The 14,563-nt window shown below is 63.2% G+C and carries 13 protein-coding genes; 7 read left to right on the top strand and 6 right to left on the bottom strand.

Annotation, left to right across the window (positions count from 1 at the left end; genetic code table 11):
* The first annotated feature begins 234 nt into the window (after positions 1-234).
* The 7 genes from RX328_RS06215 to RX328_RS06185 are packed head-to-tail and all read left to right on the top strand — an operon-like array spanning position 235 to position 8,022.
* Positions 235-2,397 (top strand): indolepyruvate ferredoxin oxidoreductase subunit alpha, encoded by a 2,163-nt coding sequence (locus RX328_RS06215; RefSeq protein WP_213251882.1) that lies wholly within the window; start codon positions 235-237, stop codon positions 2,395-2,397.
* Entirely contained in the window at positions 2,394-3,938 is a 1,545-nt protein-coding gene (locus RX328_RS06210; RefSeq protein WP_213251881.1) for an indolepyruvate oxidoreductase subunit beta family protein, read from the top strand. Before RX328_RS06215 ends, RX328_RS06210 begins: the two co-directional genes overlap by 4 nt.
* Positions 3,939-3,940: 2 nt before the next feature.
* The gene (locus RX328_RS06205) at positions 3,941-4,903 is read left to right on the top strand and encodes a PDR/VanB family oxidoreductase (RefSeq protein WP_213251880.1); all 963 of its coding nucleotides are present in this window, start codon (positions 3,941-3,943) and stop codon (positions 4,901-4,903) included.
* Between the two features lie 11 nt (positions 4,904-4,914).
* Positions 4,915-6,228, top strand: a complete 1,314-nt coding sequence (locus tag RX328_RS06200) for an aromatic ring-hydroxylating dioxygenase subunit alpha (protein WP_213251879.1) — start codon at positions 4,915-4,917, stop codon at positions 6,226-6,228.
* Position 6,229: 1 nt separating this feature from the next.
* Positions 6,230-6,742 (top strand): aromatic-ring-hydroxylating dioxygenase subunit beta, encoded by a 513-nt coding sequence (locus tag RX328_RS06195; RefSeq protein WP_249726427.1) that lies wholly within the window; start codon positions 6,230-6,232, stop codon positions 6,740-6,742.
* Positions 6,743-6,754: 12 nt separating this feature from the next.
* Positions 6,755-7,483 (top strand): SDR family NAD(P)-dependent oxidoreductase, encoded by a 729-nt coding sequence (locus RX328_RS06190; protein WP_409410801.1) that lies wholly within the window; start codon positions 6,755-6,757, stop codon positions 7,481-7,483.
* A 20-nt stretch (positions 7,484-7,503) separates the two neighbouring features.
* Complete coding sequence (locus RX328_RS06185; protein WP_213251877.1) at positions 7,504-8,022, top strand: MarR family winged helix-turn-helix transcriptional regulator; 519 nt, start codon at positions 7,504-7,506, stop codon at positions 8,020-8,022.
* A gap of 78 nt (positions 8,023-8,100) precedes the next feature.
* On the opposite strand, the gene RX328_RS06180 is transcribed toward RX328_RS06185, so the two are convergent.
* The 6 genes from RX328_RS06180 to RX328_RS06155 are packed head-to-tail and all read right to left on the bottom strand — an operon-like array spanning position 8,101 to position 14,474.
* Positions 8,101-9,519: an aldehyde dehydrogenase family protein gene (locus tag RX328_RS06180; RefSeq protein ID WP_213251876.1), complete on the bottom strand. Its 1,419-nt coding sequence runs from the start codon at positions 9,517-9,519 to the stop codon at positions 8,101-8,103.
* A gap of 55 nt (positions 9,520-9,574) precedes the next feature.
* Complete coding sequence (locus tag RX328_RS06175; RefSeq protein WP_213251875.1) at positions 9,575-10,546, bottom strand: Bug family tripartite tricarboxylate transporter substrate binding protein; 972 nt, start codon at positions 10,544-10,546, stop codon at positions 9,575-9,577.
* A gap of 43 nt (positions 10,547-10,589) precedes the next feature.
* Complete coding sequence (locus RX328_RS06170) at positions 10,590-11,684, bottom strand: alpha/beta hydrolase (protein WP_213251874.1); 1,095 nt, start codon at positions 11,682-11,684, stop codon at positions 10,590-10,592.
* A gap of 55 nt (positions 11,685-11,739) precedes the next feature.
* On the bottom strand, positions 11,740-12,711 hold the full coding sequence (locus RX328_RS06165) for a DUF6282 family protein (RefSeq protein ID WP_213251873.1): 972 nt from the start codon (positions 12,709-12,711) through the stop codon (positions 11,740-11,742).
* A 28-nt stretch (positions 12,712-12,739) separates the two neighbouring features.
* On the bottom strand, positions 12,740-13,672 hold the full coding sequence (locus tag RX328_RS06160) for a hypothetical protein (protein WP_213251872.1): 933 nt from the start codon (positions 13,670-13,672) through the stop codon (positions 12,740-12,742).
* Positions 13,656-14,474: an HpcH/HpaI aldolase family protein gene (locus RX328_RS06155; RefSeq protein ID WP_312018019.1), complete on the bottom strand. Its 819-nt coding sequence runs from the start codon at positions 14,472-14,474 to the stop codon at positions 13,656-13,658. Before RX328_RS06155 ends, RX328_RS06160 begins: the two co-directional genes overlap by 17 nt.
* Positions 14,475-14,563: the final 89 nt, after the last annotated feature.

The following is a 14,563-nucleotide window of genomic DNA, read 5'->3' as shown; positions in this document are numbered from 1 at the left end:
CGCGCGTCTCAATAATGTTTCATGGCTAAAATATCCTGTCAAGCGAACCGGCCGCCGATCGGAAGCTCGGCGCGCGTGCACGAAGTCCATGAAACAGGCTAGAGCCGCACTCATAATGCGCGTGAAGCGTTTTGCGGCCTCAGAACTTGCGGGTCCGATTGACATCATTTTTGTTTGATGTCTAAAATTATATTCGATCATCCGGAGTTCCGGGCGAGCCCTCAGGAGGCGAGCATGGCAGAACGCTCTTTCGCGCGCGAGGTGGAGGACCTGAAGCTCGGCGCCGGCCAGGAATTTCGCGGCGAAGGTATCCTCGCCATTACCAAAGCACTGCTCGAATGTGGCGTCAGTTATGTCGCCGGCTACCAGGGCGCGCCGATCTCGCACCTGATGGACGTGCTGTCGGACGCGCAGGATATTCTCTCCGACCTCGGCGTGCACTTCGAATCCAGCGCCAGCGAGGCCACCGCCGCGGCGACGCTGGCCGCCTCGGTGATGTATCCGGTGCGTGGCGCGGTCACCTTCAAGGCGCCGGTCGGCATCAACGTCGCGTCCGACGCGCTCGCCAACCTCTCCTCGGGCGGCGTGACCGGCGGCGCGCTGATCATCATCGGCGAGGATTACGGCGAAGGCTCCTCCATCATGCAGGAGCGTTCGCATGCGTTCGCAATGAAGTCGCAGCTCTGGCTGGTGGATCCGCGGCCCAACGTGGCATCGATCGTCAAGGCCGTGCACGATTCCTTCGAGCTATCAGAGGCGTCGAATACGCCCGTCATGCTGGAGGTACGGATACGCGCCTGCCATGTGCATGGCCGCTTCGCGACCCGCGACAATGTCCGCCCCGCGTTTCCGCTGGCCCGCGCGTTGGACCAGCCGTCGCGCGACACCAACCGGATCGTGCTGCCGCCGGCTTCTTTCCTGCACGAAAAGGAGAAGGTCGAGCATCGCTGGCCCGCCGCGGTTGAATTCATCCACGCCCGCGGCATGAACGAGACCTTCGACGGCGACATCGACGATATCGGCATCATCATGCAGGGCGGCATGTATAACGGTGTCATCACCGCGCTGCGCGAGGCCGGCCTTGCCGATATCTGGGGCGAGACACGCGTGCCGCTCTACGTGATGAATGTGACCTACCCGATCGTCGACCGCGAGGTGATCGACTTCTGCCGCACCAAGAAGGCGGTGCTGATGGTCGAGGAAGGCCAGCCCGAGTTCATCGAGCAGGCGCTGCACAAGATCCTGCGCAACGCCGACATTCCAGCGAAGCTGCACGGCAAGGACCTGCTCCCGATGGCCGGCGAGTACACCGCGCAGATCACGGGCGATGCGATCGGCGCCTTCATCCGCCGCTGGCGCCCGGATGCGCTGCCGGATGCCGCACGCGCACCGAACATCGACCGTGTCGAAGTTGACGACAAGATCCGCGCGTTGGCCGACGTGGTGCCGCCGCGCCCGCCCGGTTTTTGCACCGGCTGTCCGGAGCGGCCGATCTTTTCCGCGATGAAGCTGGTGGAAAAGGAACTCGGCCCGCATCATGTCGCCGCCGATATCGGCTGCCATTTGTTTTCGATTCTGCCGCCGTTCAATATCGGCGCCACCACCATGGGCTATGGGCTCGGCCCGGCCTCGGCCTCCGCCTTCAACGTGCCGGCGGGCAAGCGGCCGATCTCGATGATGGGCGACGGTGGCTTCTGGCATAACGGACTGACCAGCGGCGTCGGCAACGCCGTCTTCAACCAGCACGACGGCGTGATCGTCGTGGTCGACAATTACTATTCCGCCGCGACCGGCGGCCAGGACATCCCGTCCTCGCGCGCCGACAACCGTTCGCGTTCGACCAAGCATCCGATCGTCGAGGCGGCGAAGGGCGTCGGCGCCAAATGGGTACGCCAGATCGATCGCACTTACGACGTCACGCGCATGCGCGATACGCTGCGCGAGGCGCTGACGACGGAGGAGAAGGGCCCGAAGATCATCGTCGCCTCGTCGGAATGCATGCTGAACAAGCAGCGGCGCGTGAAGCCGATGCTGGCGGCCGCCGCCAAGCGCGGCGAGCGCATCGTGCGCGAGCGCTTCGGCGTGGATGAAGACGTCTGTTCCGGCGACCACGCCTGCATCCGCCTGTCCGGCTGCCCCTCGCTGTCGGTGAAGCCGACCAGCGATCCTCTCAAGGACAATCCGGTCGCCGCCGTCGACAATAGTTGCGTCGGCTGCGGCCATTGCGGCGAGGTCGCGGACGCGGCTGTCTTGTGTCCCTCGTTCTACCGCGCTGACATCGTTTCTAATCCGACGGCGTTCGAAGCGCGGCTCGACCGCTTCTGGCAGCGGATGATCGGCGCGTTGCAGCGCTGGCGGGCGGGACGACGTATCATGTTCGAGCAGGAGGCGGCATGAACGTCTCAGTCGCGCCCTCCTCCATCGCGCTCAGTCAGGCCCGCCCGATCACCGTGGCGGTGCTCGCGATGGGCGGTCAGGGCGGCGGCGTGCTGGTCGACTGGATTGTGGCACTGGCGGAGCGGCGCGGCTGGTTCGCTCAATCGACATCGGTGCCCGGCGTTGCCCAGCGTACCGGCGCCACGATCTATTACATAGAGATGATCGCGCCCGACACGGATAAGCCCGATCGCCACCCCGTGCTGTCGCTGATGCCGGCGCCCGGCAAAGTCGATATCGTGATCGGCGCCGAATTAATGGAGGCCGGCCGCGCCATTCTGCGCGGATTGGTCTCACCTGATCGCACGCTGTTGATCGGCTCCTCCCATCGCTCGCTGGCGGTGATCGAGAAGACCGCGCCTGGCGATGGCACCGCCGACGCGGCGCAGGTCTATGATGCGGCAAACGTCGCTGCCAATCGCTTCATCGCGTTCGACATGGCCGAGATCGCCGACGCCACCGGCAGCGTGGTCTCCTCGGTGCTGTTCGGCGCACTCGCCGGCTCCGGCGCCCTGCCCTTCACTGTCGAAGATTTTGAGGAAACGATACGCGCGGCGGGAGTCGGCGTCGATGCCAGCCTGCGCGCCTTCGCCGCCGGTCGCGAGCGCGCCGCCGCCATGCTCAAGCAGGATCCCAAGATCAAGCCTGTGGCGAAGCCGCCACTCGCAAAACGCTTTCCACGTCTCGAACCGATCGGCCAGCCCGGCTACGACGCGCTGGTCGCGCGGGCACGGCAGTTGCCACCGGAGGTGCACGGCATCGTCGCCGCCGGCCTGCAGCGCGTAGTCGATTATCAAGACGTCGCATATGGCAGCGAATATCTCGACCGGCTGGAAGCAATGCCGCGCGAGGCGACCGGTCTGCTGCAGGCTTTTGCAAAATATCTCGCGGTCGCGATGGCCTATGACGATGTCATTCGCGTGGCCGATCTCAAGACGCGCGCGGGGCGATTCGAGCGGGTCCGCCGCGAAGTCCGCGCCGGCAATGACCAGGTTCTCGCGATCACCGAATTCTTCCATCCGCGAATCGAGGAAATGGCGGGCCTCTTGCCGCCCTGGCTCGGCGAGAAGGTCGAGCGCAGCGAGGTGCTTGCGCGGCTGATCGATCGTGGACGTAAACTGCGCACCACCGCGCCGTCGTCGTTCTTGCTGCTGTACTGTGTTGCGGGCCTACGGCGCTTCCGTCGTGGCACACTGCGGCACGCGCGCGAGATGCGCCATCTCGAAGAATGGGCGCAACGCATCCGAAAAATCGCTGCCAGCGACCCGGCGCTTGCAACCGCCGTGTGCGAGGCCCGCCGTCTCGTCGGCGGCTATTCGGACACGCATTCGCGCGGTGAATCGAAGTTCGACAAGGTCATGCTTGCGTCCGAGCGTCTGGCCGGCCGCCGCGACGCCGCCGAATGGGTGCAACGGCTGACCAAGGTGGCGCTGAAGGACGCCGATGGCACTGAGCTCGACGGCGCGTTGCGCACCGTCGAGACGTTATTCGAGGACGTCTGAGGATGGATCGATTCGAAGTGGTGGTGTCGAAGGCCGAGGCGCTCACGCCGCGCATTCGCGAATTCGTGCTTGCGCGCGCCAACGGCGCGCCGATGCCGGGCTGGGCCGCGGGCGCTCATATCGACGTCCACCTGCCTGATGTCGGCCGTCGCTCCTATTCGCTGATCGAAACGGCGTCGCCGCGCGCGGCCGAACATCCGACCGCCTATCGCATCGCCGTGTTGCAGGAAAGCAAGAGCCACGGCGGCTCCAGCTTTATGCATGGCCTCAAGACCGGCGATCGCCTGATAATCTCGCCGCCAGCGAACAATTTTCCGCTCGGCGCGGGTGCGGGAGAAGTCGCACTTGTCGCGGGCGGCATCGGCGTGACGCCGCTGCTCACAATGGCCTGTGAATTGAACGCGGCGAAGCGGCCGTTCTCGTTCTATTATGCCGGCCGCAGCCGTAGCGAACTCGCCTTTCTCGGCGAAATCGAGCGGCTGGCCAGCGAAAGCGCGACCATCCACACCGACGACGAAGCCGGTTGCTTCTTCGACCTTGAGGGCTTGATGAGCCGGCTCGCACCTGACGTGCCGCTGTATCTCTGCGGACCGCTGCCGATGATCGAAGCAGCCATCGCGCTGGCGAAGCGGATGAACTGGCCGCAAGGGCGGCTGCATTTCGAAATCTTCACTGCGCCCGAAGAGAAGTCCGGGGACTCCGCTTTCGAGGTCGAACTCAAGAGCAGCGGGCGCGTCTATGACATTCCCGCCGGCAAGACCATCCTCGACGTGCTGCTCGAGGCCGGCGAAGACCCAATGCATGACTGCAAGCGCGGCGATTGCGGCATCTGCCAAACCACGGTGATCGCGGGCATTCCCGATCATCGCGACTACATCTTGAGTGAAAGCGAGAAGGCCTCGAACAAGGTGATGCAGATCTGCATTTCGCGCGCAAAAACCAAGCGACTCGTGCTCGACCTGTGAAGGAGGAACGCATGACCCGATATGCCGGCAACGTCGCGGCAATTCGCGCCCTGGTCCGCGACCAGGAGGTTCACCGCGACGTCTATGTCAGCGAGGAAGTGTTCCAGCTCGAGATGGAGCATATGTTCCCGAATAGCTGGGTCTATGTCGGCCATGACAGCCAGGTGCCCAATCCCGGCGACTATTTTGGCACCACAATCGGCACGCAACCTGTCCTGCTGGTCCGCCACACCGACGGGACGGTAAAAGTGCTGCACAATCGCTGCCCGCATAAGGGCACGCGCATCACGTCAGAGACCTGCGGCAATGCCGGAAAGTTCTTCCGCTGCCCCTATCATGCCTGGAGCTTCAGGACCGACGGCTCGCTGCTCGCGATTCCCCTGAAGAAGGGCTACGAGAACACCGGCTTCGAACAGAGCCATGCGGCGAGCGGCATGGCGCCGGTGCGCCATGTCCGCAACTACCGCGGCTTCGTGTTCGCCAAGATCAATGACGGCGGCCTCGATTTCGAGGAGTTCTTCGGCGAGAGCCTATCGAGCTTCGACAACATGATCGACCGCTCACCGGTCGGTCAGCTCAAGGTTGCCGGCGGCGTGCTGCGTTACATGCACAATTGCAATTGGAAGATGCTGGTGGAAAACCAGACCGACACCTGCCATCCGATGGTAGCGCACGAGTCCTCCGCGGGGACCGTGGTCGAGGTCTGGAAGAAGGCGCCGCCCGGCACCAAGAAACCGATGGCGGTCGAGATCATCGCCCCTTTCATGAGCCCCTACGAGTTCTTCGAGAACATGGGCATCCGGATCTGGGACAATGGGCATGGCCACACCGGCGTGCACCATTCGATCCATTCTGATTATTCGGCGGTGCCGGGCTATTTCGAGAAGATGACGGCCGCCTATGGCGAGGACCGCGCCAAGGCGATCCTCGGCGAAAACCGGCACAACACGGTCTACTTCCCCAACATCATGATCAAGGGTCCGATTCAGTTGTTGCGGCACTTCAAGCCGATCGCGGCCAACAAGACGCTGGTCGAATCCTGGACGTTCCAGCTCGTCGATGCGCCCGACATGCTGCTCGAGCGCACGCTGATGTACAACCGGCTCATCAATGCGCCAACCTCGATCGTCGGCCATGACGACCTCGAAATGTATGAACGCGCTCAGGAGGGCCTGCACTCGAACGGTAACGAGTGGGTGAACCTCCAGCGCCTCTACAGCCCCGACGAAGCCGGGCAGACCAACGTGGCGGTCAACGGCACCAGCGAGTGGCCGATGCGTCACCAGTTCCGGGCCTGGACCAAGTTCATGACGATGGGGATGTGACATGAGCATGCTCGCCGAGGCTCCCCTCAAGAATGCGACTCCCACCGATCAGGAACTGATTGACTTCGTCGTCCGCGAGGCGCGGCTGATCGATCAGCAGCGCTTCGACGAATGGCTCGATCTCTACGCCAACGACGCTTTCTACTGGATGCCGCTGGAATGGAATCAAACCGATCCGCGGCTGACCTGCTCGCTGATGTATGAGGACAAGCTCTTGCTCTCGATCCGGGTCGAACGGCTCAAGGGCGCGCGGACGTTCAGCCAGAAGCCGAAGAGCCGCTGCCATCATGTGCTGCAGACGCCGCAGGTCGATTCGCGCGATCCCACCGCCAACAGTTATGTCACCTGGACCCCGATGCACTATATCGAGACCCGGATGGACGAGCAGACACTCTTTGCAGCGTGGGCTACGCATCATCTCAGCGTCGAGAACGGCAGGCTGAAAATCAAGCTCAAGCGCGTCGACCTGATCAATTGCGATGCTGCCTTCGGCAACATCCAGCTCTTCATGTGAGGAAGGATGAACGTGTCCCATCACACGGCGATCGTGAGCGGCGGTAACACCGGCATTGGCGCTGCGATCGCGCGCGGCCTCCTTGCGGAAGGATATGACGTGATCTCGCTGTCGCGGCGCAAGCCGGACTGGAGCCATCCAAAACTCTCCTCTCGCGAGGTCGACCTGCTCGATGCGGCTGCGACACGCCAGGCGGCGGCAGAAATCGCCGTCAAGGTTGCTATCACTCATGTCGTGCACAATGCCGGCGCGATTCGCGCAAAGCCGCTGGAAGAGGTCGATGACGAGGACGTCGGCGCCTTGGCACAGCTCCATTTCGGCGCGGGAATCGCGCTGGTGCAGGCGGCACTGCCGAACATGAAGCAAGCCCGTTTTGGCCGCATCGTGCTACTGTCCTCCCGCGCCGCGCTCGGCGCCGCCACCCGCACGGTCTATTCGGCCACCAAGGCCGGCATCATCGGCATGGCGCGGACCTGGGCACTCGAGCTCGCTCCGTTCGGGATCACCGTCAACGTCGTCGCGCCGGGCCCGATCGGCGATACCGAGATGTTCGAGAGCGTGATGTCTCCGGAATCCGAACGCGCGAAAAAATTGGCGCAATCAATTCCGCTCGGCCGGCTCGGCAAATCCACCGACGTCGCCCGCGCGGTCAGTTTCTTCAGTTCACCGGATGCCGACTTCATCACCGGACAGACGCTTTACGTCTGCGGCGGAGCCAGCATCGGGTCGATTTCCATCTAGCTCGGGGTGAGATGCCAGCCATGGACGCCACGGTCAAACGAAAGGCTCGATCCCCCAAGGGCGCGCGCATGCAGCCGGTCGAGCCAGGGCACGAATCCGACGGCGCGCATCTCGAATTGCGCATTTGGCTACGGCTGCTTTCCTGCTCTACCCGGATCGAGAAGGCGCTAAATGCCCGGCTGCGCAAGGAGTTCAACACCACGCTGGCTCGCTTCGACCTTTTGGCACAGCTCGCACGCAAACCTGCAGGCGCGACCATGTCCGAAGTCTCCGAGCTCTTGATGGTCTCGAACGGCGCCATCACCGCGCTCGTTCAGAAGCTGGAAGCCGACGGCTTTATCCATCGAGAAGTCGATTCCGAAGACCGCCGCACCTTCCGCCTGCGCCTCTCGCAGGAAGGCGCAAAGGAATTCGGCCGGATGGCACGCCGGCACGAGGAATGGGTGATCGCCCTGATCGGCGAGCTGTCACCCGTCGCGCAATCGGACCTGCTGCAACACTTGACCCTGCTCAAGCGCCGCCTCGACAAGCACGCCTGACGCGGACGTCGGGCGGCTATCCGCCAAGTGATATGATAATGTCCCTTGCTCGACCATCGTACGGTGCTCCCACCGATCTCAGGGGCCGAGTATCGCCTTCACCTCGAGATATTCTTCAAACCCGAAGATTCCGAATTCGCGCCCATTGCCGGACTGCTTGTAGCCGCCAAACGGCAGGCTGCGGTCGAAAGGAGCACCGTTGAGGTAAACGCGCCCTGCGCGGATACGGTTGGCGACGGCGCGAGCGCGGTCCACATCCCTAGACTGCACGAAGCCTGCCAAACCGAACGGCGTGTCATTGGCGATTTCGATTGCCTCATCCTCGCTATCATAGCTCATGATTGACAGCACGGGGCCGAAGATTTCCTCACGCGCAATCCTCATTTGCGGCGTCACATCCCCGAAGACGGTCGGGCGAACATAGTATCCGCGGTTGATTTCCGCAGGCCGACCCGTTCCGCCGGCCACCAGCGTCGCCCCCTCATCGATGCCGGATTGAATAAGGTCCTGAACTTTCTGAAACTGCGTCTGACTCACCAGCGGCCCCATGGTGGATGCGGGGTCGAGCGGGTCTCCGGGTCGAATGCTGTCGACCGCCTCGCGCGCCGCCTCGAATGCCGCGTCCCGCTGCGCGCGCGGAATCAGCATGCGCGTGGGAGATTGGCAGTTCTGGCCGCCGTTGGTGTAACAGGCGTGAACGCCCTGCATCACAGCCGCTTTCAGATCGGCATCGGCAAGGATGATATTGGCCGACTTGCCGCCGAGCTCTTGCGCAACGCGCTTGACCGTATCAGCCGCAAGCTTGGCCACTCTTACGCCAGCCGCCGTGGATCCCGTGAAAGACACCATGTCGATCTCGGGATGGGCGGCGATCGCCTGGCCCACTATGGGACCATCGCCGTTGACGAGATTGAAGACGCCCGCCGGCACGCCAGCGGCGTCGACGATCTCCGCGAACAGCATCGCGCTGAGCGGCGCGATCTCGCTGGGTTTCAGGACGACCGTGCAGCCGGTTGCGAGCGCCGGCGCGACTTTGGAGGCAACCTGGTTCAGCGGCCAATTCCACGGCGTGATCAGTCCACAGACGCCAATCGGTTCGCGGCGGATGATCCCGTTCCCCATCCGCTCCTCAAACTTGTATTGCGCAAGCACACGCGCCGCTTCCTCGAAATGAAACAGCGCGACCGTGGCCTGACGTTCGGTCGCAAACGTGATCGGTGCGCCCATTTCGAGCGTCATCATCCGCGCCAGTTCCGGCAGGCGCGTTCTGAAACCCTCGATGATCTTCTGTAGCCAGGACAGGCGTTCTTCGATACCCGTCTCGGCATAGGTCGCGAAGGCGCGGCGCGCTGCCTTGGCGGCCCGGTCCACATCGGCCCCTGAACCCAAGCTGATGCGCGCAAAGGTTTCCTCGGTTGCAGGATTGACGATTCCAAGCGTTGACGGCGCGGCCGGATCGACCCAGTCGCCGTCGATATAGAGTTTCAGTTTTTCCATTGTTCTCTTTTCATGCCCATCGCCTTGCCGATGCCACTGCTGCCGCCTGTGACGCTTACTGCATCGCGATCTTTGCCGCCTCGATCACGGGGCGCCATTTGTCGCGTTCGCCATCGATAAACGCCTTGAGGTCTTCCGGCGCGCCGCCGACGCCGTGCAGCGAATTTTGTTCGAGGATGGTCCTGCCCTTGTCGCTCTTCAGGAAGGCGTTCACCGCCTTGTTTACCTTCATAACGATGTCGGGCGGTGTACCGGTCGGCGCGACGATCGCGTACCATGCGGTCGCCTCGAATCCCTTGAATCCCGCTTCCTGCACCGTCGGTACATCGGGCAGTTGCGCCACGCGCTGACTTGTCGTCACGGCAAGCGCGCGGACCTTGCGCTCGGCCACCAGTGGCAGATAGGTCGGCATGAAATCCATCGCGACGTTCACTTGTCCGCCCAAGAGGTCCGTGATCAGCGGCGCGGATCCGCGATAAGGTACATGTGTCATCTCCACGCCGGCAAACTGCTGGATCAATGCCGAGGTAATGTGTCCGAGCGTGCCGTTTCCGGGATGGCCGACATTGACCTTGCCCGGATTCTGTTTGGCGTACGCGATCAGGTCGGGAAGCGTCTTCGCTGGAAAGTCTCGCGTCGCCGTAATGATCATTGGAGACTTGGCGACGAGTATGACCGGCGTGAAGTCTCGCTCCGAATCGTAAGCCAGGCCCTTGTACATGAACTTATTGAGCGCGATCGGCGCCGGCGTCCCGAACAGCCATGTATGGCCGTCTGCCGCCGCTTTGGCGACCGCCGCCCCACCGAGATTACCGCCCGCCCCCGCACGGTTTTCGACGATGAACTGCTTGCCGAAATCTTCGCTCAACGTGTGGGCCACGGCGCGCGCCAGCGTGTCAACGGCAGCGCCGGCCGGGAACGGCACGATCATGGTGACCGGTCGGTTCGGCCACTCCTGGGCCGCGGCGCGGTGACATGGCGCAATGGCAAGTGCAAGGCCAATGAGGCCGAAAGAGAGCAGGCGCATGTTTCCTCCCCAGCTGTGCGCAGGTCCCGCGTGGCACCAGCGCTTATTCTCCGGCAAACTTGTCCAGGCCCTTGCGGACCAGCCATTTGGATAGTTCGTCCGCAACGGCTTCGTTGTTGAGATCGGCAAAGGCGATGTGCGTGTTGCCATGCAGCCCCGCATCGGGCAGCAGCAAGACCTCGCAATCTCCGCCGTGACGATTGACGATATCGCAGAAGGTCCGCGCCATCTTGACCGAGGTGACCCAGATCGGACGCGTGTCGGTGTAATCGCCGAACACCATCTGGATCGGAAACCTGGTCAGCTTCTTGAACTCGACGAGGGGCACGGAATTAGGGCCGTACGGCGCATCCGGCTTCGGCTCGGGCCCCTCGCCCACCGGGAAGACGAAGCCTGGTGTTTCGTAGGCGACAATGCCCTTCATGTTGTCGCTCTTTGCCTTCAGCGCCGACAACAGCGCGCGCCAGCCGCCCGCGGAATTGGTGACGGCAACGACGGGACCGATCTTGTCGATCGCCTGGCCGCCGGCCTCCGCCTGCAACACTGCATTCTCGAGCGTATCGAACTCGTCGTAACGGGCGCGCGTCGCCTGATTCCAGGCTTCCTTGTCGGCCGTCGGAAACTGCAGGCCCGGATGCCAACTGAGATAGGTCAGACCGAAACGCCAGGCGGCAAAGTTGCGCTGATCGAAATAATCCGGCGTGTAGGTGATCGGCTCGCAACTCCAGTTCGCGCGGCCGACGCGCGGGCCGTCCCACAAGTAAACAGGATAGCCCTTGCGCAGGAAGATGCTCTTGTACCCTTCGCCGCCGTCCCAGCGGTTCTCCCACACTTTGGTGCTGGAGCTGTGCCACATGATCAGGCCGACGCTGCGCCTTTTCGCGGGGATGAAGTACTCGATGTAACCATGGTCGCAGGAGAGCGTCTGGCCGGGATCGCCGGGCTTGGCAACGACCTTGCCGCCCACTTCATACGCGCCCGTCGATTCCAAGATGATCGGCGGCTTCGGCGGCTTGCGCTGCTCTTCCGCGAAGGCGGTGTGGCTTGCTCCCATGAACAGTAATGCCACCATGAATGGCATGACTCGCGACATGCTGAGGTCCATCAGCGCGTCACCGTCGCGATCTACCCGTTTCATGCTGACTTCCTCCCCTGGGCCCACGCCGCTTTTCGCAGTCTTTGCGCTTGTCCCGCTAAGCGGCGTCTTGCGCGGTCGACTGCATCACCGGCAGGTTCAGAAACCGCGCCGCGTTGTCGCCGATGAGCTTCCTGATCGCGGGCCTCGGCATCTGGAGATCGAGCAAGATCTGGGTGATGCTGCGGAAGCCATCGACCGGACGCTGCGACCCCTGCAGTCCGAGATCGGACGACAGAATCGTGTTGTCGACGCCGGCCACTTCGATCAAGTGCGCGAGATCATCCGGGCTGTACTTCAAGGATTTGCCTTCAATGAACATACAGATCGAATGCTCCATCTTGACGCCGCGCGCGACGAGCTGGCGGATGTCGGTGTCATTGCAGCCGACGATGTAGGTCGGATGGTTGACCATCATCTTCTTGACGCCGCGTCGCGCCGCCTCTTCGAACAGGATGTGCAGTTCGCTGGCCGGCAGGTGACCGCCGGCCAGGATAATGTCCGCCTCGGCAATGAGATCGATGACCTTCCTGGTGTCGTCCGTGAGCTTGCCGTTGGCATCGAGCGCGGAAAGCGGGATCGGATCGAGCATTTTTTGCGAGGTCTTCGGAAACGTCGAGTTTCCTGCGGCCATGGCTTTGATGTGGTTCGCGGCCGACAGCGTCGGCATCCAGACGATCTTGCCGCCGAGTTTGATCGTATGGTCGACCGCATGCGGGTTGATGCCGCCCGAGGCATTGTTCAGCACGATGCCGGAGAACAGCTTCACATTGGTTTCGGGAAACAGCTTCTCCAGCAGTATCGCGTGCGCCATCCCGGCATAGAAGTGATCCTTGTAGAGCACAGCACGGAACTTCGCTTCCGCCGCATGGAGCAGCTCCTCGTGATGATCGAGGATGCGCGGCATGGCTGCCGGGCCGCTATGGCAGTGCAGGTCGATCGCGCCGACCAGGAGCTCGGCGACTTCTGCCGCCCGCGACAGCGGCGGCAGCGGCACGGTGCTCGGGTAGGACACTTGCTTGTCGGCCATGGTCAGGGCCCTTTCAGATGGAGATGTGTCAGGCCGCAGATTGCCCGGCGGCGGTTTGCGCGGGCATCGGATAATCGTCCTCGTTCAACACCCAGCCCGGCTTGGCCGAGAAATCCAGGCGCGGCGGGCAGAAGATGTCGACGAGAACGTTGAGCTTGGGATCGACGGCTTGCGATGTGTGAATGGCCGGTGGTGGAATCACGGCAATGGAGGGCGATCCGCAGCGTTCGTGATCGTCGTCGCGCCACTGGGCCATGTCCGTCGTCCAGGGCCAGCGCAGGTGGTGAACAAAGGTGCCGGCCAGCGCCAGCGAGCATTGCTCGAAATCGTCATGGTGATGCGGCGACATCTTGCTCGGGTCGCGCGGGCCGTTTCGCGGCTCGAGGAAATTCACCATGAAGGTCGAGCAGCGGAAGATGCGCCCGAACCGACCCGGCGTCGCCGCGACGTCGAGACTGTAGGTCCGGATCTTCGCGCCCGTAGCTGCCTCCGGCCACGGCTCGAACGGCGGCAAATTGGGATGCGGCGTCGCGTAGGATGCGGCATTGGCGCACAGTTTCGCGAGATCTTCCGATCGCGTCGTCACCATGCGCACCACCTTGGCGGCACCCTGCAACGTGACGGAGCTTGCACCCGAAGGCACGAAACTGATGGAATGACCGTTGACGACGTTGCGCTCGTTGCCCCAGACGATTTCGGCGCCTGCCCCCGGATCGGGAAGCAGCACGACATATTCGTCGGGCTGGCTCGTCCGGCTCAGCACCGCGCCCTTGTCGGCCTCGCTATAGGCGATGATGAAGTTCTGGCCGCGGGCATACCAGGTGCGCGCGCCGTTCTGATTTTCAGCCGGCGGCGTTTCGTAGAACTTCGCATACTCGGCGCCTGCAAAATGGGTAGCCGCCGGCCTTGTGCTGACGGGCGTGGCGGCGAGCGCAGCGCGCGGATCAGTGCTGTGATACATGTGAGCCATCCGTGGTTCGAACGAGCGTTTTGAAATCGGTGAGCGTTTGCGCGGCAGCCCGGCGCATCTGGCCCTGATCCGACGAGATGATGAAGGCGCTGGCGCCCAGCTCGGCGAAATCCTTGGCTTCCGTAGCACTCGCGACCATCACGCAGACCGGCTTGGTGACTTTGTTCGCCGCCGCAATGATCCTGATAACCGCGTCCTTGACAGAGGCGTCGGCCGGCGATTTGGCGCCGAGGGCGACGGTGAGATCGCCGCGGCCGATGAAGAAGCCATGGATCCCGTCGACCGCGGCAATGGCGTCGATGTGATCCAGCGCTTCCGGGTCCTCGATCATTGCAATCGCGCAGACCGACGCACCCTGTTCATCGACGAGAGTCCACATCGGCGTTCCGCCATAGGCGCCGGCGCGGGCCGAACCGGAATAGCCGCGCCGTCCGCCGCGATAGCGCGCGGCAGCCGCAATCGCGCGCGCCTTCTCGACCGTCGCAACGTGGGGCACCAGCACACCGGCTGCGCCGCAATCCAGGCAGGACAGGATCTTGGCCGGATCGTCTGACGACACGCGCACGATTCCCGCGAGATTGCTGGCGCGCGCGGCCAGCAGCATGACATCGGTCATCGCGCGATCGATCGGCGCGTGCTCCTCGTCGATCACGACGAAATCGTAGGCGAGCGCGCCGAATATTTCGGTCGCATGCGTGGTCGGCGTCTTGATGAACGTGCCAACCACGTGCTGCCGCGCGGAGAAGCGGCGGCGGAATGACGAGAAATGCGGCCTGACGACGTCTCCGGACACGGTTGCTCCTCCCCGGCCATCTGCACAGGCTGCCCTCGGAAGCAGGCCCGGTGTGGCGCTTGGCGAAAACCATTGCAGGGAGGGCGCCG

It is taken from the genome of Bradyrhizobium sp. sBnM-33 (genome assembly GCF_032917945.1).
Taxonomy (GTDB): Bacteria; Pseudomonadota; Alphaproteobacteria; order Rhizobiales; family Xanthobacteraceae; genus Bradyrhizobium.
Note: the sequence above shows the minus strand (reverse complement) of the source record. Positions and strands in the feature narration are given on the sequence as shown.

Excerpts from the sequence above, each read along its gene's own strand:
- RX328_RS06175 (WP_213251875.1), bottom strand. The coding sequence starts at position 10,546 with ATGCGCCTGCTCTCTTTCGGCCTCATTGGCCTTGCACTTGCCATTGCG.
- RX328_RS06160 (WP_213251872.1), bottom strand. The coding sequence starts at position 13,672 with ATGTATCACAGCACTGATCCGCGCGCTGCGCTCGCCGCCACGCCCGTC.
- RX328_RS06200 (WP_213251879.1), top strand. The coding sequence starts at position 4,915 with ATGACCCGATATGCCGGCAACGTCGCGGCAATTCGCGCCCTGGTCCGC.
- RX328_RS06195 (WP_249726427.1), top strand. The coding sequence starts at position 6,230 with ATGAGCATGCTCGCCGAGGCTCCCCTCAAGAATGCGACTCCCACCGAT.
- RX328_RS06165 (WP_213251873.1), bottom strand. The coding sequence starts at position 12,711 with ATGGCCGACAAGCAAGTGTCCTACCCGAGCACCGTGCCGCTGCCGCCG.
- RX328_RS06185 (WP_213251877.1), top strand. The coding sequence starts at position 7,504 with ATGGACGCCACGGTCAAACGAAAGGCTCGATCCCCCAAGGGCGCGCGC.
- RX328_RS06205 (WP_213251880.1), top strand. The coding sequence starts at position 3,941 with ATGGATCGATTCGAAGTGGTGGTGTCGAAGGCCGAGGCGCTCACGCCG.
- RX328_RS06170 (WP_213251874.1), bottom strand. The coding sequence starts at position 11,684 with ATGAAACGGGTAGATCGCGACGGTGACGCGCTGATGGACCTCAGCATG.
- RX328_RS06215 (WP_213251882.1), top strand. The coding sequence starts at position 235 with ATGGCAGAACGCTCTTTCGCGCGCGAGGTGGAGGACCTGAAGCTCGGC.
- RX328_RS06210 (WP_213251881.1), top strand. The coding sequence starts at position 2,394 with ATGAACGTCTCAGTCGCGCCCTCCTCCATCGCGCTCAGTCAGGCCCGC.
- RX328_RS06180 (WP_213251876.1), bottom strand. The coding sequence starts at position 9,519 with ATGGAAAAACTGAAACTCTATATCGACGGCGACTGGGTCGATCCGGCC.